20 protein-coding genes are annotated in these 19,903 nt (G+C 70.1%); 12 read left to right on the top strand and 8 right to left on the bottom strand.

All coding sequences use genetic code 11. From position 1 onward, the window contains the following. Positions 1-4: 4 nt before the first annotated feature. Genes ABT115_RS00260 through amaP form a run of 3 tightly spaced genes read left to right on the top strand, consistent with a single transcriptional unit; the run spans position 5 to position 1,625 of the window. Complete coding sequence (locus ABT115_RS00260) at positions 5-358, top strand: Asp23/Gls24 family envelope stress response protein (protein WP_351783000.1); 354 nt, start codon at positions 5-7, stop codon at positions 356-358. Then, positions 355-1,041, top strand: coding sequence for a DUF6286 domain-containing protein (locus ABT115_RS00255; RefSeq protein ID WP_351782037.1), 687 nt, complete (start codon positions 355-357; stop codon positions 1,039-1,041). Before ABT115_RS00260 ends, ABT115_RS00255 begins: the two co-directional genes overlap by 4 nt. Beyond that, positions 1,038-1,625, top strand: coding sequence for an alkaline shock response membrane anchor protein AmaP (gene amaP / locus ABT115_RS00250; protein WP_351782035.1), 588 nt, complete (start codon positions 1,038-1,040; stop codon positions 1,623-1,625). Before ABT115_RS00255 ends, amaP begins: the two co-directional genes overlap by 4 nt. 192 nt (positions 1,626-1,817) lie before the next feature. Here amaP and ABT115_RS00245 read toward each other — a convergent pair whose 3' ends face one another. The 6 genes from ABT115_RS00245 to ABT115_RS00220 form a co-directional block, all read right to left on the bottom strand. Then, positions 1,818-2,573: an SDR family oxidoreductase gene (locus tag ABT115_RS00245; RefSeq protein ID WP_351782032.1), complete on the bottom strand. Its 756-nt coding sequence runs from the start codon at positions 2,571-2,573 to the stop codon at positions 1,818-1,820. A 5-nt stretch (positions 2,574-2,578) separates the two neighbouring features. Beyond that, entirely contained in the window at positions 2,579-4,378 is a 1,800-nt protein-coding gene (locus tag ABT115_RS00240; protein ID WP_351782029.1) for a glycoside hydrolase family 15 protein, read from the bottom strand. A gap of 131 nt (positions 4,379-4,509) precedes the next feature. Next, the gene (locus ABT115_RS00235; RefSeq protein WP_351782997.1) at positions 4,510-5,334 is read right to left on the bottom strand and encodes an SURF1 family cytochrome oxidase biogenesis protein; all 825 of its coding nucleotides are present in this window, start codon (positions 5,332-5,334) and stop codon (positions 4,510-4,512) included. Between the two features lie 71 nt (positions 5,335-5,405). Next, complete coding sequence (locus tag ABT115_RS00230) at positions 5,406-5,639, bottom strand: metallothionein (protein ID WP_078532401.1); 234 nt, start codon at positions 5,637-5,639, stop codon at positions 5,406-5,408. A gap of 64 nt (positions 5,640-5,703) precedes the next feature. Continuing rightward, entirely contained in the window at positions 5,704-6,702 is a 999-nt protein-coding gene (locus ABT115_RS00225) for a DEDDh family exonuclease (protein ID WP_351782026.1), read from the bottom strand. 29 nt (positions 6,703-6,731) lie between these two features. After that, positions 6,732-7,406 (bottom strand): TetR/AcrR family transcriptional regulator, encoded by a 675-nt coding sequence (locus tag ABT115_RS00220; RefSeq protein WP_351782023.1) that lies wholly within the window; start codon positions 7,404-7,406, stop codon positions 6,732-6,734. 126 nt (positions 7,407-7,532) lie between these two features. Here ABT115_RS00220 and ABT115_RS00215 point away from each other — a divergent pair, with 126 nt between their 5' ends. From ABT115_RS00215 to ABT115_RS00185, 7 genes are all read left to right on the top strand, one after another. Further along, positions 7,533-8,333 (top strand): acetoacetate decarboxylase family protein, encoded by an 801-nt coding sequence (locus ABT115_RS00215; protein ID WP_351782020.1) that lies wholly within the window; start codon positions 7,533-7,535, stop codon positions 8,331-8,333. Beyond that, the gene (locus ABT115_RS00210; protein ID WP_351782017.1) at positions 8,330-9,214 is read left to right on the top strand and encodes an SDR family NAD(P)-dependent oxidoreductase; all 885 of its coding nucleotides are present in this window, start codon (positions 8,330-8,332) and stop codon (positions 9,212-9,214) included. Before ABT115_RS00215 ends, ABT115_RS00210 begins: the two co-directional genes overlap by 4 nt. 10 nt (positions 9,215-9,224) lie before the next feature. Continuing rightward, on the top strand, positions 9,225-10,502 hold the full coding sequence (locus tag ABT115_RS00205) for an amidohydrolase family protein (RefSeq protein ID WP_351782014.1): 1,278 nt from the start codon (positions 9,225-9,227) through the stop codon (positions 10,500-10,502). After that, positions 10,502-11,731 (top strand): amidohydrolase family protein, encoded by a 1,230-nt coding sequence (locus tag ABT115_RS00200; RefSeq protein ID WP_351782011.1) that lies wholly within the window; start codon positions 10,502-10,504, stop codon positions 11,729-11,731. Before ABT115_RS00205 ends, ABT115_RS00200 begins: the two co-directional genes overlap by 1 nt. Before the next feature lie 25 nt (positions 11,732-11,756). Then, positions 11,757-12,470 carry a VIT1/CCC1 transporter family protein gene (locus ABT115_RS00195; RefSeq protein WP_351782008.1) on the top strand — a complete coding sequence of 238 codons (714 nt, stop codon included), beginning with the start codon at positions 11,757-11,759 and terminating at the stop codon, positions 12,468-12,470. Positions 12,471-12,672: 202 nt separating this feature from the next. Then, positions 12,673-13,551 (top strand): sterol desaturase family protein, encoded by an 879-nt coding sequence (locus ABT115_RS00190; RefSeq protein WP_351782005.1) that lies wholly within the window; start codon positions 12,673-12,675, stop codon positions 13,549-13,551. Then, positions 13,548-14,237 carry a lysoplasmalogenase gene (locus ABT115_RS00185; protein ID WP_351782003.1) on the top strand — a complete coding sequence of 230 codons (690 nt, stop codon included), beginning with the start codon at positions 13,548-13,550 and terminating at the stop codon, positions 14,235-14,237. The genes ABT115_RS00190 and ABT115_RS00185 overlap by 4 nt, the downstream gene beginning before the upstream one ends. Before the next feature lie 146 nt (positions 14,238-14,383). Here ABT115_RS00185 and ABT115_RS00180 read toward each other — a convergent pair whose 3' ends face one another. Together ABT115_RS00180 and ABT115_RS00175 are read right to left on the bottom strand one after the other, a co-directional pair. Further along, a complete protein-coding gene (locus ABT115_RS00180; RefSeq protein WP_351782000.1) occupies positions 14,384-15,805 on the bottom strand; it encodes a CoA transferase in 1,422 nt (473 codons plus the stop codon). A gap of 112 nt (positions 15,806-15,917) precedes the next feature. Beyond that, the gene (locus tag ABT115_RS00175; RefSeq protein WP_351781997.1) at positions 15,918-17,453 is read right to left on the bottom strand and encodes a S8 family peptidase; all 1,536 of its coding nucleotides are present in this window, start codon (positions 17,451-17,453) and stop codon (positions 15,918-15,920) included. 290 nt (positions 17,454-17,743) lie between these two features. On the opposite strand from ABT115_RS00175, the gene ABT115_RS00170 reads away from it, so the two are divergent. Beyond that, the gene (locus tag ABT115_RS00170; RefSeq protein ID WP_351781995.1) at positions 17,744-18,109 is read left to right on the top strand and encodes a DUF485 domain-containing protein; all 366 of its coding nucleotides are present in this window, start codon (positions 17,744-17,746) and stop codon (positions 18,107-18,109) included. After that, the gene (locus ABT115_RS00165) at positions 18,106-19,746 is read left to right on the top strand and encodes a monocarboxylic acid transporter (RefSeq protein ID WP_351781992.1); all 1,641 of its coding nucleotides are present in this window, start codon (positions 18,106-18,108) and stop codon (positions 19,744-19,746) included. Before ABT115_RS00170 ends, ABT115_RS00165 begins: the two co-directional genes overlap by 4 nt. Positions 19,747-19,903 lie beyond the last annotated feature (157 nt).

Genomic DNA, 19,903 nt, shown 5'->3' with positions numbered 1-19,903 from the left:
GGCGTTGTCGGGGGTGAGCGGCCGGGTCGCCGCCGGTGAGCGCGGGGAGACCCGGATCGCCGACCGGGTGGTCGCGAAGATCGCCGCACAGGCGGCGAAGGAGGCGATCGACGAGCCGCCGAAGGAAGGTGTCTCGCCGCGCGCCTCGGTCACGGTGCACCGCGACACCGCCCGGGTCCGGGTGAGCCTGGAGCTCGGATACCCCTCCGACATCGGCCGTCAGTGCGGCGGGGTGCGTCGGCATGTTGCCGAGCGGGTAAAGGCGTTGGTGGGGATGGCAGTGCCCGAGGTTGCCGTACAGGTCGAGCGCCTGCATCCGACGGGAGCGAGCATCGCGGCACAGGGGAGGATCCGATGACCGAGCCCCACGACCCGGAACACCGTACGCAACGGCTGCCCACCACCCGGCCCGTCGAACAGGGGGCGGTGCTCGAACTCGACCAGTCCGCCTCGTCCGCCGCCCACGACCCGGTGCCCACGCAGCAGGAGAGCGGTGGCAGGGCGGGCCGTTTCTGGTCCGCGCGCCGTATTCCGGCGGCGGTCCTTGCCCTGGTGATCCTCGGCGGTACCGGTCTGCTGCTCTACGACGTGGCAGCCGTCCAGACCGGCCAGCCGGCGATGCAGTGGCGCCGCACGCTGGCCTACGAACTCGCCCACCGGCCGCTGGACAACATCTGGGTGCTGGCCGGCGCGGCGGCCGCCGTGGTGATCGGCCTGTGGCTGTTCGTGCTCGCCATCACCCCCGGACTCCGCGACCTGCTGCCGATGCGCCGCGACCGCCCCGGCGTACGGGCGGGCCTCGACCGGGCCGCGGCCGCACTGGTCCTGCGGGACCGGGCCATTGAGGTGTCCGGTGTGCAGTCGGTACGGGTCCGGGTCGGCCGGGGCAAGGCCGGGGTGCGTGCGGTGTCGCACTTCCGTGAACTCGACGACGTACGGGCCGATCTGGACACCGTGCTCGGGAGCGGCATCAAGGAACTGGGCCTGGCCAGGCCACCGAGCCTGTCCGTACATGTCCGCCGTCCGGCGAAGAAGGGGTGAGCTCGTTGCTCAGGACCGTCAACCGAGTACTGCTCGGTCTGGCCGGGCTGGCGCTGATCTGCGGCGGCGGTGCGGTGCTCGCGGCCGGGCTCGGCCTTTCCGTACCGTCCTGGTGGCCCTGGTACGGCAAGGGCGATGTGCTCCTCAGCGAGGCGGCCCGGGACCGCTGGCGCGGCCAGGGCTGGTGGTGGCCGACGGTGATCGCGGTCCTCGCCGTCGTGGTCGTCCTCGCCATGTGGTGGCTGCTGGCCCAGCTGCGCCGCGGCCGTCTTGCCGAGGTGCTGGTGGACAGCGGCGACGGCGAGGGCGCGCTGTTGCGGGGCCGGGCCCTGGAAGGGGTGCTCGCCGGTGAGGCAGGGACCTTGGACGGGGTGGCCCGCGCCCAGGTCCTGCTGACTGGCCGGCGCCGTTCGCCGCACGCCAGGATCCGTCTGCTGATGGAGCCGCACGCGGCGCCGGACGAGGCGCTCGGCCGTCTCACCGACGAGGCGCTGGCCCATGCGCGGGATTCGGCGGGGCTGGCGGAGCTGCCGGCCGAGGTGCGATTGAGAGCGGTCAGGCACCGTGCGGAAAGGGTGAGCTAAGGACTGTCCCGTAATCCGTGGTGGATCGAGGTGCCGTAGCTGTCGTCGCGCGCCCGCCAGGAACTACGGGACAGCCCTTAGTGCCGCGACCAACGCCGCGATCCGGCGCACCGGCCGCCACTTCCTTTCGGGCAAACCCTGCCGGCTGGAGGAATCGAACCTGCCCGGCAATCCAGGACACAGCGGTCCGGCTCAGAAGCCGTTCCGGGAGCCCCCGTCGACCGGCAGCATGATGCCCGTCAGATAAGACGCCGCGGGCGAGAGCAGGAACGCCGCAGTCCAGCCGAACTCCTCTGGCGTGCCGTAGCGCCGCAGCGGAATACGTGCCTCATTGGCCGCACGAGAGGCTTCCGCATCGCCCGAGAGCGCATCCAGTTCACGCACCCGGTCCGTGTCGATCCGGCCCGGCAGCACGCCCACCACGCGGATGCCCCGGGGGCCGAGCTCATCGGCCAGGGACTTGGCGAAACCGGCCAGGCCGGGCCGCAGACCGTTGGAGATCGTCAGCCCGGCGATCGGCTCGTGCACGGAGCCGGAGAGCACGAAACCGATGACACCGCCCTCGCCGAGTGTGGCCGCCGCGGCCCTGGCAAGGCGAACCGCCCCCAGGAACACCGACTCGAAGGCCGACTGCCACTGCTCGTCCGTGTTGTCGGCGACGAAGCCGGGCGCCGGTCCACCGACGCTGATGAGTATGCCGTCGAGCCGCCCGAACCGCTCGTGCGCGCTGTCCAGCAGACGCTGCGCGGAGGCGGGGTCGGCGTTGTCGGCGGCGAGGCCGACGGCGTCCGGCCCCAGTTCGGCAGCGGCCGCCTCGACGCGCTTCTCGTCCCGACCGGTGATGATCACCCTCGCGCCGTCCTCGGTCAGCGCCCGCGCCGTGGCGTTGCCCAGCCCCCGGCTCGCTCCGGTGACGATGTACACACGGTCCTTCAGCCCAAGATCCATGGGCCCTATTCTGCCGCGTCGGGTTCCAGCGCGTTCTCCCCGGCCAGCGCCATGGCGGTGCCCACCAGTCCGATATGACTGAACGCCTGCGGGAAGTTGCCGACCTGCCGGTGTCCGACGATGTCGTACTCCTCGGAGAGCAGCCCCACATCGTTTCGCAGTGCCAGCAGCTGCTCGAACAGCTCCCTGGCCTCCTCGGTGCGCCCGGTCAGGCGCAGGGTGTCGGCCAGCCAGAACGAGCACGCCAGGAATGCCCCTTCGCTGCCGGGCAGCCCGTCGATCGAGGCGCCGTCCGTGCTGTACCGGCGGACCAGGCAGCCGCTGCCCAGCTCGTCCCGGACCGCGTCGATCGTCCCGACCACCCGGGGATCGTCCGGCGGCAGGAATCCGGTCCGGGCGATCAGCAGCGTCGCGGCGTCCAGATTCCGGGAGCCGTAGGACTGCGTGAAGGTGTTCCGTACCGGGTCGAACCCCTTCTCGCACACCTCCCGGTGCACGGCGTTCCGCATCGCCCGCCACCGGCCGGCGTCTCCGGCCAGCGAAGGGTCCTTCTCCAGGGTGCGTACGGCACGGTCGGCGGCGACCCAGGCCATCACCTTGGAGTGCACGAAGTGGCGGCGCTGGCCGCGGATCTCCCACAGCCCCTCGTCCGGCTCGCGCCAGGCGGACTCCAGGAAGCCGAGCAGGCTGAGCTGCAGATTCCAGGCGTGCGGCTTGTAGCCCAGGCCCGCCTCGCGCGCGAGCCACAGCGAGTCGATGACCTCCCCGTACACATCGAGCTGACGCTGGCGGACCGCGGCGTTGCCGATCCGTACCGGGCTGGAGTTCTCGTATCCGCGCAGCCACGGCAGCTCCGACTCGGGCAGTCTGCGCTCGCCCGCCAGGCCGTACATGATCTGCAGGTCGGCCGGGTCGCCGGCGACGGCCCGCAGCAGCCAGTCCCGCCAGGCGGCAGCCTCCTCCAGGTAGCCGGCCGAGATGAGGGCGTCGAGGGTGAGGGTGGAGTCCCGCAGCCAACAGAAGCGGTAGTCCCAGTTCCGTACGCCGCCGACATCCTCGGGCAGCGAGGTGGTGGGAGCCGCCACGATGCCGCCGGTCGGGCCGAAGGTGAGCGCCTTCAGCGTGATCAGTGAGCGGATCACCGCATCCCGGTACGGGCCCCGGTACTTGCACCGCGCGGACCACTCGGCCCAGTCGGACAGCGTGCTCTCCAGTGCCTCGAACGGGTCGACGAGATCGGGGCGGGGTGAGTGCGAGGGGTGCCAAGTCAGGACGAATGCCACCTGCTCGCCCCCGGAGACGGTGAACGACGAGCGGGTGGAGAACTGCTGGCCCCATGTCTTGACCGGCGGCTCGCTGCGCAGCCAGGCCGAGTCCGGCCCCGCGACCGCCACCCGGTGCCCCTGCGAGCGGCGCATCCACGGCACGATCGAGCCGAAGTCGAAGCGCAGTCGGATCACGGAGCTCATCTCGACAAAGCCGCTGACGCCCTCGATGATCCGCATGACATCGGGTTGCTGGTCGCGCTGCGGCATGAAGTCGATGACCTTGACCGTGCCGGTACGGGTCTCCCAGAACGTCTCCAGGACGAGGGAGTCGCCGACATAGCCGCGCCGGGTGCAGGTGTCCGCGCCTTTCGGGGCGATCCGCCAGTGGCCGTTGTCCTCGTCGCCGAGCAGGGCCGCGAAGCAGGCGCCCGAGTCGAAGCGGGGCAGACAGAGCCAGTCGACAGAACCGTTCCTGCCGACCAGAGCGGCTGTCTGCAGATCGCCGATGAGGGCATAGTCCTCGATGCGTGGGGTCACGCTCTGGCGTGTTCCCGAACCTGGGCCTTCCTAACGGTCTCACCCACGATTGGCAGTGGCGTCGCAGCGCCTGGGACCCGAGGAGGTCTCACGGGAGGCGGGGGCGCGTCGGCATTCGGACGGAGACGGTGTCAGGCCGTCGCGGGTTCCGGCCGCTCCGGATCGTTCGGCTCGGAGTCGTCCTGCTCCGCTGCGGCGGCCTTGGCCGCCGCCTCTGCCCGCTCGCGTTTCTCCCTGCGGACGAGGACGACGAAGCCGACGGGGACAGCGGCGGCGAACAGCCACCACTGCACGGCGTACGCCATGTGCGGGCCGATCGAGCTGTCGTCGGGGGCCGCGATCAGCTCCGGGGAGCCGCCGGAGGGCTCGGGTCCGGTCTGCTCGATGTAGCCGCCGAGCACGGGCCGGGAGAGCCGCTCGGCCTCCTGGGCGCTGTTGATCAGCATCACCTGGCGGTCCGGCAGGTCCGAGATGTCCTTGATGCCGCTGCTGCTCGTCGTCTCGTCTGCCTTGAGCCGCCCGGTGACGGTCACTTCGCCCTTGGGAGCGGCCGGTACGTCCGGGTACGCGTGCTGGCTGTCGGCGGAGGGCACCCAGCCGCGGTCGACCAGGACCGTGCCGCCGCCCTTGAGGTCGAACGGGGTCAGCACATGGACGCCGATCTCGTCGTCGTTGGAGGTCCTGCGGCGTACGACCACCTCGTTCGCGGTGTCGTACGTACCCGTGGCCGTCACCGTTCGCCAGTAGTCGGAGCGCGGGACCGTGTGACCCGGGGAGGTGAGCGAGGTGACCGGAACCGGTTTCGCCTTGAGGTTGCGGGAGATCAGGGAGTTCTGCGCGACCTTGTTCTCATGCCGGTGCAACTGCCAGAAGCCCAGCTCGACCATCGTGGGGATCAGGACGAGGGAGAGGACGGCGAGGATCAGCCACTGCCGGGTCAACAGGAAGCGGTACACCCCATGACGGTACAACTGCGTCATGGGGTGTACCGCGGAGGGGTGGGGAAGGGAGGCGCGGCGGCCGCTGATCAGACTTTGTCGATGATGCCCACCTTCCCCTCGGCGCGGGCGCAGTGACCGCCGCAGAACCAGTGGCCTTCGACCTCGACACCCTGGCCGATGATCTGGACCCTGCAGTGTTCACAGATGGGCGCCATACGGTGGATGGCGCAGGAGAAGCAGTCGAAGACATGCACCGCTCCCTGCGCGTGAACCTCGAACGACATGCCGTAGTCGTTTCCGCAAACCTCGCAACGTGCCATGCGCCACAGGTTGGGACGCAAGGGCGGCGGCGGGCGAGCGGCGGGCGGGCGAGTCGCCCCCGGTTCACTCCGATGACGGCGCGGCTGCCCGCGCCGACGCCGGCGCCACATCGCGCAACAGATGGGTGAACGCGCTCTCGTCCAGAACCGGTGTGCCGAACGACTTCGCCCTCACCGTCTTCGACGTCGCCGAGTCCGGGTCATTGGTGACGAGCAGACTGGTCAGCCGGGACACACTGGTCGCCACATGCAGCCCGGCCTTTACGGCCCGGTCCTCCAGCAGCTCGCGGTCGACGGAGGTGTCCCCGGAGAACGCCACCCGCATGCCCTGCATGAGAGGTTTGTCCTTCTCGTACCGCCCAGGGTTCGGATACGGGCACGCCGGGCGCTTGCGCGAGGGGCGCCAGCTGTTCTGACCGTACGAAGGCTGGTAGCCGACCCGTGGTGTGACCGGGGAGTCCGACCACTCGGTCAGCGGCCGGCACTCCAGCAGCGGCAGCCGCACCCCGCCCCGCGCCGCCGCATGCAGACTCGGCCGGAACGCCTCGGCCAGCACCCGGGCGTCGTCCAGGGCATGGTGGGCGCGCTGCTGCACGACTCCGAAGTGCGCGGCCAGCGAAGACAGCTTGTGGTTGGGCAGCGGCAGCCGCAGCTCCTTGGAGAGCGCGATGGTGCACAACCGCTGCTCTACGGGGGCGGTGACCGAGGCCCGTGCGTACTCCCGGGCCAGCATCGACCAGTCGAAAGCCGCGTTGTGCGCGACGAGCACGCGGTTCGCGAGCTGCTCGGAGAGCTGGGCGGCGACCTCCGGGAAGAGCGGAGCGCCTTCGAGGACATCGCTGGTCAGCCCGTGGATCCAGACAGGGCCGGGATCACGCTGAGGGTTGACGAGGGTGTACCAGTGGTCCTCGACATTGCCCTGCGCGTCCAGGCGGTAGACGGCAGCGGACACTATCCGGTCGTCCCGTGCGAGTCCGGTGGTCTCCACGTCGACGACCGCGTACCCCTGCGGGTAGGCGGTCGGCCACGGTGCTGCGGTCTGGCGGTCGTCGAGCATGGTCACAGAGAATACGGGCCGCGGCTGACAGTCTTCTATCCGGCCGTCTCCCGCCCCTGCGTGCCGGTTCCGCGGCGCGACCCCTGTTGTACGGGGGCCGCCAGCAGCCCCTCCACCAAAGCCCGTACGGAATCCGTGAACAGCCGGTCCGGGTCGGCGGGCCGGGCCAGTGCACGGGCCAGTGCCGGGTCGCCGTTCGTGGTGGACGCGGCCCACAGATCGCCCTCGCCGGGGGACTGGACGGGGGACCGCTCCCGGTTGCGTTCGACGAGAAGGAAGCCGACGGCCTGGAACTGCACCGCCCGCACCGCTGCGGCCGCCCGCGCCCCGCGCAGCCCCGCGGCGTGCACCTCCTGGACAAGGGCCTGTTGCGCGGGGAGGAACATCCGCTCGGTGAGCCCTCGTTCATGGACCATCGCGATCAGATGCGGCCGGGCCCGCAGCTCGCGACGCAGGCCCCGGGCGACGGAGACGATACGGGCCGCCGGGGTCCGGCCGGCCGGGCGGAGGGTGCCCATCTCCTGCACGGTGCGCTCGACGAGCGCGTCCAGCAGCGATTCACGATTGCCGACGTGCCAGTAGATCGACGTGACCGCGGTACCCAGTTCGGCGGCGAGAGCGCGCATGGTGAGGGCCTGCGGGCCGTGCCGCTTCACCAGGGCGGCAGCCGCGTCCAGGACCTCTTCGCGGGTCAGTGACGATCGCGCCACAGCGCTCCTTGATTCTCGAACTCCGTTACCTGCATGCCTATTTACCCTTCATCTGTGTCGGTGTAACTGTGTTACAGAACCCGCACGGAGAACCGGGACACGGAAGACCGAGAAGGGTGGCACGGCATGGCACGTGTACGGTACGGCGCGCGCACCGGGGCCGAGATCGCGGCGGCCCGCGCGGCCCGCTCCACGCTCCCCGACATCTGGTCCACCGGCGTGGTGGCCCTCTGGGAGAGCGACCCCGACGCGGTGGCGGCCGTCATCCCACCGCCGCTCAAACCCGCACAGCGCCCGCTCGTCCGGGCCAACATCAGTACGGTCGAACTCCCCGGCTACCCACTCGGTGCGGGCTCCGTCGCAGTCGCCGCCGTCCACGACGGGCACGAGGGCTGGTATCCGCTCGTCATGCCGATGACCCATGAACGGGCGCTGACCGGCGGCCGGGAGGTGTTCGGCGAACCGAAGAAGCTCGGCGAGGTGACCGTCGAACGCGACGGTCTCGTCGTCCGGGCCGCGCTCGCCCGGCACGGCATCGCGTTCGTCGAGGTGCGCGGCGCGGTCAGCGGACCGCTCCCGCTGCCCGAGCCGACGGCCAAGCTCGACTTCTACTTCAAATTCCTGCCCGCGGTGGACGGCGAAGGCTTCGACTCGGACCCCGTCCTGATCCACTGCACCCGCCACGAGAAGGTCCGCAGACTGGAACGGATCTCGGGTGATGTGGTGTTGCGCGAGTCGATGTACGACCCGGTCGCCGACCTCCCCGTACGACGGCTGGTCGACATCACCATCGGCGAGAAGACCAGCGACCAGCAGGGCAGGGCCGTGGAGCGGGTGAGTGCCGAGGCGCTGCTGCCGTACATCCACCAGCGTTACGACGACCCGCAACAGATTCATGACGGCCCGCCGGAAGGGAGCGTCCGATGAGACTGCAGGAGGGCCAGGTCGCCGTCGTCACCGGCGCCGCGAGCGGCATCGGCCTCGCGATGGCGCGCAGGTTCGCGGCCGAGGGGCTGAAGGTCGTCCTCGCCGATGTGGAGGAGGGTGCGCTCGACAAGGCGGCAGGCGAATTGCGCCAGGACGGTGCGCAGGCGCTGGCCCGGGTCGTCGACGTCGGCGAGCGGGAATCCGTACAGGCCCTGGCCGAAGCCGCGTACCACACCTTTGGTGCCGTGCATGTGCTGTGCAACAACGCCGGTGTCGGCTCCGGAGCCGAGGGCCGGATGTGGGAGCACGAACCGAACGACTGGAAGTGGGCGTTCGCGGTCAATGTGTGGGGTGTCTTCCACGGCATCCAGGCGTTCGTGCCCCGCATGATCGCGGACGGCGGCCCCGGCCATGTCGTCAACACCTCGTCCGGCGACGGCGGGATCGCCCCGCTGCCGACCGCTTCCGTGTACGCGGTCACCAAGTCCGCCGTCGTCACGATGACCGAGTCGCTGTATGCACATCTGAAGGCGGAGGGCGCGCCGGTCGGCGCCTCGGTCCTCTTCCCCGGCCCCCACATGCTCCGTACCGGACTGTGGGAGTCGCACCGCAACCGCCCCGAGCGGTACGCCAAGGAACGCCCGCGCAGGAGCCCGTACCGCAGCCTCGACCAGTGGGAATCCGCCATGCGGGCGGCAGGCCACGAGGTGGAGTTCACCCCGGTGGAGGACGTCGCGGGGACCGTCGTGGACGGGATACGCGCCGACCGCTTCTGGATGCTGCCGGAGAGCGAGCACAGCGACCGGCAGATCCGCGCCAGGTCGCAGTCGATGCTCGATCGGGCCAACCCGTCGTACCTGGAGAGCTTCATACTCGATTGAGGAGCGAGCGATGACCGACGACCCGTACCTGATCATCTCCTCCGACTGCCACGCCGGGCTGCCGACGGAGGAGTACCGGCCCTATCTCGACCCCCGCTTCCACCGGGACTTCGACGACTTCCTCGCCGGGCGCGACCGCCGCCGCGAGGAGATGACCCGCCTCGGTGTACGCAACGAGGCCTTCGCCGACAAATGGTTCCAGGACAACGAGGAAGGGCTGAGGGGTGGTTGGGACGCCGCACAGCGTCTCAAGGAACTCGACGGCGACGGGGTGGCGGCCGAGGTCGTCTTCCCCGACGCGGACGCCGTCGACAGCCGGACCGCCGCCCCGTTCGGTGTGGGCCTCGGGCTCTCCGGCGACCAGGACCCGGAACTGGGCATGGCGGGCGCGCAGGCCCACAACCGCTGGCTCGCCGACTTCGTCTCGCAGAACCCCGAACGCCACTGCGGGGTCGCCCTGTTGCCCGTCACCGGCGAGGTCGACCGGGTTGTCGCGGAGATCCACCGGGCGAAGGAGTCCGGACTCGGCGCGCTCATGATCCCCTCCATGTGGGTGGACAAGGCCCCGTACCACGACCGCCGATACGACCCCGTGTGGGCGGCCGCCGCCGAGACGGCCATGCCGGTGGTCACGCACTCCGGTGCGGCCCCGCGCCACGAGTACGGCGACCACCTCGGGATCTACGTCTCCGAGGTCACCTGGTGGCCGTCCCGCCCGCTCTGGTTCCTGCTCTGGTCGGGCGCTTTCGAACGCCACCCCGGGCTGAGGTTCGGCGTCGCGGAGTCCGGCTGCTGGTGGCTGCCGAACCTCCTCTGGTTCATGGACCGGCTCTACCTCGGCGCCCACGGCGGAAAGAAACTCTCTCCGTTCGCCGAGCTGAAACGGCCCCCGCACGAGTACCTCGACCGCCAGGTCTTCATCTGCGCCACCAACACCAAGCGCCGCGAACTCGCCCAGCGGTACGAGATCGGCGTCGACAACATCCTGTGGGGCAGCGACTTCCCACACCCCGAAGGCACCTGGCCGAACACGGCGAACTGGCTGCGCAACACCTTCCACGACATCCCGGTGGCCGAGACCCGCCGGATGCTGGGCCTCGCCGCCGCGGAGGTCTTCGGCTTCGACACGGCGAAGCTCGCGCCGATCGCCGAGCGGATCGGCCCGACACCCGAGGACCTCGGCCAGAGCGTCGACCAGACCGCGGTCGAGGCGTCCTGGGCGCGCTCACGCGAGGTCGGCCGGCACTGGCTGACCGATCACGACTTCCCGGTCCTGGGGGCCGGCTGATGTCCCGCGAGCGCTACACCGTCATCTCCGCCGACTGCCACGCGGGCGCCGACCTCCTCGACTACAAGCCGTACCTGGAGACCAAGTACCACGACGATTTCGACGCCTGGGCGGCCGACTACGTCAATCCGTACGAGGACCTCCTCGCCGACACCGCCGACCGCAACTGGAACTCCGCACGCCGCGTCGCTGAGCTGGAGGCGGACGGCATCGTCGCGGAGGTCGTCTTTCCCAACACCATCCCGCCCTTCTTCCCCTCTGCCTCCCTGGTGGCGCCCGCGCCGTCGCGGGCGGAGTACGAACAGCGCTGGGCCGGCCTGCGCGCCCACAACCGCTGGCTCGCCGACTTCTGCGCGCAGCTGCCGGGCCGGCGCGCGGGCGTCGCGCAGATCCTCCTCAACGATCCGGCGGAGGCGGTCCGGGAGATCCGCCGCACCAAGGAGGCGGGGCTCACCGGCGGCATCCTGCTCCCCGGCACCCCGCCGGGATCCGGCATCCCGGAGCTGTACTCCCAGGTGTACGACCCGCTGTGGGCGGTCTGCGAGGAGCTGGACGTACCGGTGAACCACCACGGCGGCTCGGCCTCCCCGCCGCTCGGCGAGGAACCGGCGGCACGCGCCGTCTTCATGGTGGAGACGACGTGGTTCTCCCACCGGGCGCTGTGGCACCTGATCTTCGGCGGGGCCTTCCGCCGCCATCCGGGACTGAAGCTGGTCCTCACCGAACAGGGCTCCGGCTGGATCCCGGGCGTCGTGGAGATGCTGGACTACTACCACGGACGGCTGGTCGCGGCGGCAACGAGGGCATCCACCGCCGAATCCAAATTCGGTGCGGGGCTCGCCGCTTCGATGGGCGCGAGCCCCGGCGAGGTGTGGCGCGACAACTGCTATGTCGGCGCCAGCTTCATGCGGCCGCACGAGGTGCCGCTGCGCGACCGGATCGGCATCGACAAGATCATGTGGGGCAGCGACTACCCGCACGACGAGGGGACCGCCCCGTACTCACGGGAAGGCCTGCGGATCGCGTACGCGGGCCTGCCGCCCGAGGAGATCGCGGCGATGGCCGGCGGCAATGCCGCGTGCGTCTACGGGTTCGACCTGGCGGCGCTGGACCGCATTGCGGCGGAGGTCGGCCCGACGGTCGAGGAGATCGCCGAGCCGCTGAAGGAGGTTCCGTCCGACGCGACCAGTCCGGCCTTCGTGCCGGGCGGGTCGGTACGCGTCTGGTGACCGGGCGGGGTGCGACCATTCCCGGGTGACGTATACCCAGGCGCATGACGAAGCGCACGGCAACGGGCTCGGCGCGCGGCTGAACTGGCTGCGCGCCGCGGTCCTCGGCGCCAACGACGGTGTGGTCTCCACCGCGGGCCTGGTCGTCGGTGTGGCCGGCGCCACCGGCGACCGCGGCACCCTGCTCACAGCGGGCCTGGCCGGACTGCTGGCCGGGTCCATGTCGATGGCGGTGGGCGAGTACGTATCGGTCTCCACCCAGCGCGATTCGGAGAAGGCCGCTCTGGCGACGGAGAAGCGCGAGTTGTCGGAGGCCCCCGACGAGGAACTCGTCGAGCTGACCGGCCTGCTGGAGGGCAAGGGCCTGAGCCGTGAGGTTGCCCGTGAAGCCGCCCTCCAGCTCACCGAACGCGATGCGCTGCGCGCCCACGCCGTGGTCGAGCTGGGCATCAACCCGGACGAGCTGACGAACCCGTGGCACGCGGCGGGCGCGAGCTTCCTGGCGTTCACGGCGGGCGCGCTGCTGCCACTGCTGGCGATCGTGCTGCCGCCGTCGTCGCTGCGGCTGATCGTCACCGTGCTATCGGTGCTGGCGGCGCTGGCACTGACGGGCTGGTGGAGCGCACGGCTGGGAGACGCCAGGGTGGGGCTCGCGGTGCTGCGGAACATGGGCGGGGGAGCGTTGGCGATGGCGGTCACCTATGGGGCGGGGGAGCTGCTGGGAGCGGTGGGGGTTTAGGGTGTGTTTCGACCCGTCTGGCCGGGCGCCTACAGTTCGGTGCGCAGCCGCTCGGGCTCCGCGCCCACGGCGGAAGCTCCAGCGCAGAGCTCGTACGACGTCCGAATTGGCAGAAGTCACCAAATACTGCTGACACCACGTCTCGCATACTTGTTGGTAACTACGTCTGGTCCCGGCCGACCTGCGGCTCTACGGTGCTCGTATGCCGCCGAACCTGCCCGATGTCGTTCTCTGGTCCATACCAGCCTTCGTCCTGCTCACTGTCCTCGAGATGGCCCTCCACCACTTCCATCCCGATGACGAAGCCGCCGGGTACGAGGCGAAGGACACCGTCACCAGCATCACCATGGGGATCGGCAGCCTCGTCTTCGACCTGCTGTGGAAAGTGCCCATCGTCGCGATCTACACCGTGGTCTACGAGCTGACCCCGCTCCGCGTGCCCGTGCTGTGGTGGACCGTCCCGCTGATGCTGCTGGCGCAGGACTTCTTCTACTACTGGTCCCACCGCGGCCACCATGTCATCCGGATCCTCTGGGCCTGTCACGTGGTCCACCACTCCAGCCGGAAGTTCAACCTCTCCACCGCGCTGCGCCAGCCCTGGACGTCGCTGACCGTCTGGCCGTTCTATGTGCCGCTCATCGCCTGCGGTGTCCATCCGGCCGCGCTCGCCTTCTGCTCGTCGGCGAACCTCGTCTACCAGTTCTGGGTGCACACGGAGCGCATCGACAAGCTCCCCAGGCCCTTCGAGTACGTGCTGAACACGCCCTCCCACCACCGCGTGCACCATGCATCGCAGGGCAGCTACCTGGACCGGAACTTCGGCGGCATCCTGATCGTGTGGGACCGGCTCTTCGGGTCCTTCACCGCCGAGACGGAGCGGCCCGTGTTCGGCCTCACCAAGAACATCGACACATTCAATCCGTTCCGTGTCGCCACCCATGAGTACGCGGCCATCGCCCGCGATGTGGGGGCCGCGGGCAGCTGGAGCGAGCGGGCCGGGCGGATCTTCCGCGGGCCCGGCTGGCAGCCGGCCAGAACGGACGCCCGCACGGCCGTCCCCGCCCAGGAGCGCACCGGATGAGCGCCGCTGCCGTCACGGACCGGCGGGAACGTCTCGTACGCCCGCTGCTCATCGCCTTCCTCGTGGCCGCGGCCGTCGACCTCTTCGGCCTGCTCGCCGGTGTCTCGGTCGCCCACCTCGTCGCCAAGCCCCTGCTGATGCCGCTGCTGGCCGGGTACGCCGCCGCCCGGCGCGCCCCCCGGCTGCTCATCGCTGCGCTCCTGTTCGGCTGGGGCGGCGACACGTTCCTGCTGTTCGACGCCGATGCCGCCTTCCTCATCGGGATGGGCTCCTTCGCCGCAGGCCATGTCTGCTATCTGTGGCTCTTCGGACGTGCCCGTAGCTCACTGCCCGTCGGGGTCGTGTACGCCGCTGTCCTGGTCACCTTCGTCGCGCTGCTCTGGAGCGGGCTGCCGGCAGACATGCGGATTCCGATCGCCGGCTACAGCCTGCTGCTCACAGTGATGGCGTACCGCGCCACCACCCTCGGCCCGTACGCGGCCGTCGGCGGGGCGCTCTTCCTGCTCTCCGACGCCCTCATCGCCTCCGGGATCGCCGACTGGCCACAGCTGCCCGCCCCCGACTTCTGGGTCATGCTCACCTACATCGCGGCGCAGTTCCTGCTCACCGTCGGAGCGCTCGCACCCGGCGGGAAACTGGCCGGTGCCGCCGCGGAGGCGCACCGTGAGCAGAGTACCGGCGTCTGAACTCAGCAGGGGTCCCTCGCATGTGCGCCACCGTCATCCACGCACCCACGACACGCGTGTGACAGCGCATCGGGCACGAGTTCCCCGGCATCGTCGCGGAGGCGGGTTTTGAGGCGGCCGTCGAGGTACGGCGTTGAGGGCGTTCGTCAAGCCGTGAGCCAGGCGGCCGCGTCCGCCCCCAGCGGGCCCGGCGGACGCGACCAGTCGGCGGGCGAACCGTCGAAGGCGACCGGCGGCAGGGCGTGCCGCAGCCGGCCGAGCGGACTGTCCGTCTTTGTGAGCCACTTCTCCGGATCGTACGAACCCACGGCCACGGCCCTGCGGTCCGGCTGGGCGGGCAGCTCGTCGAGCAGCCACGCGGCGGTACGGGCGAGCGAGAGCGTGACCAGCCGGGAGCCGCCCTCGTCGTGCTGCTCGGTCAGTGCGCGCAGCACGGCGGCGGCCAGCAGATAGCCCGTGCCGTGGTCGAGCGCCTGGGCGGGCAGCGCACCGGGCGGGTTCTCGGGCCCTGCCGTGGCCTCGACCGAGGCGATGCCGGTGGCCGCCTGCACCAGACTGTCGAAGCCGCGCCGCTGCGCCCATGGACCGTGCCCCCAGGCCGAGATTCGTCCGATCACCAGCCCGGGCCTGCGCGCGGCCAGGGACTCCGGCGTCAGGCCGAACCGCTCGATCGCACCGGGCCGGTAGCCGATGACGACCACATCCGCGTCGGCCAGCAGTTCGTCGAATACGGCCATACCGGAGCGGCTGCCGAGATCCAGCTCCGCCGACCGCTTCCCGAATCCGGTGTCGCTGTGCGCGTCCTGGCTCTCCGGGAGCTGCGGGGCGTCGATCCGCAGGACGTCCGCGCCGAGCAGCGCGAGCGTACGGGTGGCGACGGGCCCCGCGATGACCCGGGTGAGGTCCAGCACGCGCAACCCGGCGACGGGCAGCAGCGGTTCACCGGCGAGCGCCGCCGTCCGGCGTACCGGCCCGCTGCCGATGCGGTCCCTGGCCACCAGCGGCGTGCTCGCGACCGCCGCGCTCCGAGGGTCGGCCGCCCACTCCTCGGGCGTACGGGCGACCACGGCCAGGCCGCCCGCGGCGTACACCGTCTGCTCGATCTCCGGTCCCCGGCGCCCGGCGAACGAGGCCGCGACGGCGTCCACGGCGGTGTCGTCCGAGGTGTCCGCGGGCAGCCCCAGCGTGGCGAGCAACCGGGCCCGGTGGTGCGGGTAGTTGGCGTGCGTACGGACCCAGCCGTCCGCCGTGCGCCAGAACCGGGACAGCGGGGCGAAGTTGGTCGGCGCGCGCCCGCCGATCCGTAAATGGCGCTCGCTCGTGAACGCCGTGGCCACCGCACCGTCGTCGACCCGGACCTGCGGCACGGGGCGCGCGGTGCGGCGCGCGGCCAGTTCGGCGGCGGCCAGTGAGCAGACCGCGACGGCGGAACGCGCCAGTTCCATGGCGGGCAGCCGGGCGCGCAGCAGCCCGTCGGGACTGCTGGTCCCGACGTGCGCAAGAAGGGCGGAATCACCGCCGAGCGCCGCCCAGGCCTGCTCCGTACCGGACATTCGTGCATGGGTCATTCCCGGACTATGGCACTGAGTGCCACCTTTCGGGAAGGGGAGCTGGGAGAGGCGCGGGACAGGCAGGGGGCGGGGCTGTCGACTCCAGCCCCGCCCAATGCCGTTGCGCTCCCTACCAGCGGACCGCGTTCAGGGCGTTGACGATGCCGTGGCCGTAGTAGCCGTTTACCTTGTCGTCGCCCTTGCAGGTCGTCGCGTCGATCAGCTGGCCGGCCGAGTTGTAGACCTTGGACGGGCAACCCGGGTTGACGGCCTGGGCCTTCAGCAGCTCCTGCAGATGCGCAGGCGTGGCCTTCGGGTGCGTACTCTTCAGCAGGGCCGCGACGCCCGCGACATGCGGGGTGGCCATCGAGGTGCCCTGTTTGTAGCCGTACTCGCCGTTCACGACCGTCGAGAGCACACGGCCGTTGGCGTCCGGGGTGGCCGGGATCTGCCACCTGTCGCCGCCGGGGGCGGACACGTCGGCGACGCCCAGGCCGAAGCTGGAGAAGTACGACTTGAAGCCCTGAGAGCCGGTCGAGGACACCGTGACGACGCCCGGCAGCTGGGTCGGGATGTCGAAGCACTTGTGCGGGTCCACGGTGCGCGGCCCCGGAGTGGTGTCGTTCGGGCTGGACTCGTCGAGGATCTCGTGCGACGCCAGGTCGTAGTTCTCGTTGCCCGCCGCGGCGACATTGAGGACGCCCTTGCGCTCGGCGTACTTCGTGGCGCGGGTGAGGGCGTCGAGCAGAGCCTTCTGGTCCGGGTCGTCCTTGCAGTTGAAGTACCAGGGGTCGACGTAGTAGCTGTTGTTGGTGACCTCGATGCCGTGCTCGGCGGCCCAGACGAAGCCGCAGACGACCGCCTCGGTGTAGAAGAGGCTGGTGCCGGGCTCACTGACCTTGATGCCGGCCACCTTGACACCGGGGGCGACACCGGTGACGCCGATGCCGTTGCGGGCGGCGGCGATCGTACCGGCGACATGCGTGCCGTGGTCACTGCCGTTGGCGTACGGACGCCAGGCGCCCTCGCTCGTGTCCGCCACACCGCCGACGCAGTTGGCCGACTGCTTCCTGGAGAAGTTCGCCTTGAGGTCCTCATGGGTGTCGTCGACACCTGTGTCGATCACGCCGACGGTGACCGAGGCGCTGCCATCGTTGATCTTGCTGGCCTTGTCGGCCTGAATGGCGCGCATGTCCCACTGGTTGGGCTCCAGCGGCTCCTGGCCCGGGCCCGCGGCCGCGGCGGCCTTCGCGGCCTCCTCGGCGGTCAGCAGCTCGGTGCTGCCCTCCTCGGTCGTGGCGACGGACTGGAGCGGGGCGGTGCGGGTGGCACCGGCCGACTCGACGCCCCGGGCGTTGCGAATGGTCTTCGCGAAGTCGGGGTTCGAGGAGTGGACGACGATGACACCGATCTGCTCATGGGCGACGACCACTGTGCCGCCGGCCTCGGCTATCGCCTTCTTCACCTGCTTGACGGTCTCGTGACCGCCTCGCGTGTTGACCACGTAGGAAAGTTTCGGGCCGTCCGTCGACACCGCCGCCGTCGGCTGCGCGTCCACGGGTGCGGCAGAGGCGGCACCCGTCGTCAGGAAGCCGAGGGAAGCCGTGAGTGCCAGTCCGACGGGCAGCGCCAGTGCGCGTGCCCGTCTGGATCCCAGATGAGCCATGGGGTCTCCACATCATCCGTGCCGGGCGACCGGACACGGGCGTGTCCAGTCGCGTACATGACGAGTGAAGCTATCGCTGATCATCCCCGCTCATCAATGAGTTCGGCGTCCCCGGTTCGGCCTGACGTTCGCAATGTGGCGAGTTCGAGAAGTACGCACCCGCGGTGAACCGCTTCGCTGCGCTCTCCGTGCCGTTGTCAGGGGAGACGCACCATCACCCCGATACCGAGGTTCCCGCCGTGAGATCCAACGTCCCCGTCACCACCGCACCCGCGTCGCGAGGAGATTCCGTGGCTACCGATGCACCGCCGCCCGAGGGCATTACGGAAACCCGCCCTGCCGAGCTTACGACCGAGGCGTTCATCGCGACGCAGGAGAGCGAGGAGTTCGGCGAACTGCGCCGCTCGTACCGCTCGTTCGCCTTCCCGCTGACCATCGCCTTCGTCCTCTGGTACCTGCTGTACGTGCTGCTGTCCAACTACGCGGGCGGCTTCATGGGCACCAAGGTGTACAGCAACATCAACGTCGCCTTCGTGCTCGGTCTCGCCCAGTTCGTCACCACCTTCCTCATCGCCTGGTTCTACGCGCGGCACGCCGCGGTGAAGCTCGACCCCAAGGCCGAGGCCATCAAATCCCGTATGGAGGCCGACGCATGAGCGCCGCGTACGACTCGCACCACGTCATCCAGCTTGCCGCCTCGTCCACCGCCGAGCACCGGCCGCTGATCATCACGCTCTTCGCGGCCTTCGTAGCCGCGACCCTGGGCATCACGGTCTGGGCCGGGCGGCAGACCAGGAGCGCCTCCGACTTCTACGCAGGCGGCCGCCAGTTCACCGCCTTCCAGAACGGGCTCGCGGTCTCCGGCGACTACATGTCCGCCGCCTCGTTCCTCGGCATCGCCGGTGCCATCGCCCTCTTCGGCTATGACGGCTTCCTCTACTCGATCGGCTTCCTCGTCGCCTGGCTGGTGGCCCTGCTGCTCGTCGCGGAACCGCTGCGCAACTCCGGGCGCTACACGATGGGTGACGTCCTCGCCTACCGGATGCGGCAGCGCCCGGTCCGTACCGCCGCGGGTGTCTCCACCATCGTCGTCTCGATCTTCTATCTGCTGGCGCAAATGGCGGGCGCGGGCGTGCTCGTCTCGCTGCTCCTCGGCATCACCAGCGACGCCGGAAAGATCCTCATCGTCGCCCTGGTCGGCGTCCTGATGATCGTGTACGTCACCATCGGCGGCATGAAGGGCACCACCTGGGTACAGATGGTCAAGGCCGTCCTGCTCATCGCTGGTGCCCTCCTGATGACCTTCCTGGTGCTGCTGAAGTTCAACTTCAACATCTCCGACCTGCTGGGCACGGCTGCCTCGAAGAGCGGCCACGGAGCGGCCTTCCTGGAGCCCGGGCTCAAGTACGGCGCCACCGGCACCTCGAAGCTGGACTTCCTCTCCCTCGGTATCGCCCTGGTTCTCGGCACCGCCGGACTGCCACACATCCTGATCCGCTTCTACACGGTGCCGACAGCCAAGGCCGCCCGTAAGTCGGTCAACTGGGCCATCGGCATCATCGGCGCCTTCTACCTGATGACGATCGCGCTCGGATTCGGTGCCGCGGCGCTCATCGGTCCGGACGAGATCAGGGCCAAGAACCAGGCCGGCAACGCCGCGGCTCCGCAGCTCGCCGAATACCTCGGCGGAGTCGGTACGACGGGCGGAGCGGTGCTGCTCGCCGTGATCTCGGCCGTCGCCTTCGCCACGATCCTCGCTGTCGTCGCGGGACTCACCCTCGCTTCCTCGTCCTCCTTCGCCCACGACATCTACGCCAACGTCATCCGCAAGGGGAGGGCCACCGAGAGGGAGGAGATGCGGGCCGCCCGGTGGGCCACCGTCCTCATCGGCGCGGTCGCGATCCTCCTCGGCGCCTTCGCCCGTGACATGAACGTCGCCGGCCTGGTGGCTCTCGCCTTCGCGGTCGCCGCCTCAGCCAACCTCCCGACCCTCCTCTACAGCCTCTTCTGGAAGCGGTTCACCACCCAGGGGGCACTGTGGTCGATCTACGGCGGTCTGGCGGGCTCGGTGTTCCTGGTGCTGTTCTCGCCGGTCGTCTCCGGCAACCCGAAGACGTCCATGTTCAAGGGCGTCGACTTTGCCTGGTTCCCACTGGAGAACCCGGGCTTGATCTCCATCCCCCTGGGCTTCCTGCTCGGCTGGCTCGGCTCCCTCCTCTCGAAGGAGGAACCGGACAAGGGCAAGTACGCCGAGCTGGAGGTCAAGTCCCTCACGGGGGCCGGGGCGCACTGAGGGGAATGATTGTCCGAGGAGTTCGCTCCACGCGTCACTCCGGCTCCGTGGCCGCGTCGCAGGGTCCTACGACGCGGCCACGCCGCTCTTCGTGGCAATCGGGCCCTTCCGATGTCACAGGCCTCGCGTAGTCTCGGAGGAACTGGCCAAAGGAGCC

It is taken from the genome of Streptomyces sp. NPDC001832 (genome assembly GCF_040297265.1).
Lineage (GTDB): Bacteria > Actinomycetota > Actinomycetes > Streptomycetales > Streptomycetaceae > Streptomyces.
The sequence above is the reverse complement of the archived record's forward strand: the minus strand, read 5'-3'. Positions and strand labels throughout refer to the sequence as shown.

Coding starts and splice junctions, on each gene's coding strand:
- ABT115_RS00255 (WP_351782037.1), top strand. CDS start 355: ATGACCGAGCCCCACGACCCGGAACACCGTACGCAACGGCTGCCCACC.
- ABT115_RS00245 (WP_351782032.1), bottom strand. CDS start 2,573: ATGGATCTTGGGCTGAAGGACCGTGTGTACATCGTCACCGGAGCGAGC.
- ABT115_RS00230 (WP_078532401.1), bottom strand. CDS start 5,639: ATGGCACGTTGCGAGGTTTGCGGAAACGACTACGGCATGTCGTTCGAG.
- ABT115_RS00215 (WP_351782020.1), top strand. CDS start 7,533: ATGGCACGTGTACGGTACGGCGCGCGCACCGGGGCCGAGATCGCGGCG.
- ABT115_RS00210 (WP_351782017.1), top strand. CDS start 8,330: ATGAGACTGCAGGAGGGCCAGGTCGCCGTCGTCACCGGCGCCGCGAGC.
- ABT115_RS00205 (WP_351782014.1), top strand. CDS start 9,225: ATGACCGACGACCCGTACCTGATCATCTCCTCCGACTGCCACGCCGGG.
- ABT115_RS00200 (WP_351782011.1), top strand. CDS start 10,502: ATGTCCCGCGAGCGCTACACCGTCATCTCCGCCGACTGCCACGCGGGC.
- ABT115_RS00190 (WP_351782005.1), top strand. CDS start 12,673: ATGCCGCCGAACCTGCCCGATGTCGTTCTCTGGTCCATACCAGCCTTC.
- ABT115_RS00185 (WP_351782003.1), top strand. CDS start 13,548: ATGAGCGCCGCTGCCGTCACGGACCGGCGGGAACGTCTCGTACGCCCG.
- ABT115_RS00180 (WP_351782000.1), bottom strand. CDS start 15,805: ATGACCCATGCACGAATGTCCGGTACGGAGCAGGCCTGGGCGGCGCTC.
- ABT115_RS00175 (WP_351781997.1), bottom strand. CDS start 17,453: ATGGCTCATCTGGGATCCAGACGGGCACGCGCACTGGCGCTGCCCGTC.
- ABT115_RS00165 (WP_351781992.1), top strand. CDS start 18,106: ATGAGCGCCGCGTACGACTCGCACCACGTCATCCAGCTTGCCGCCTCG.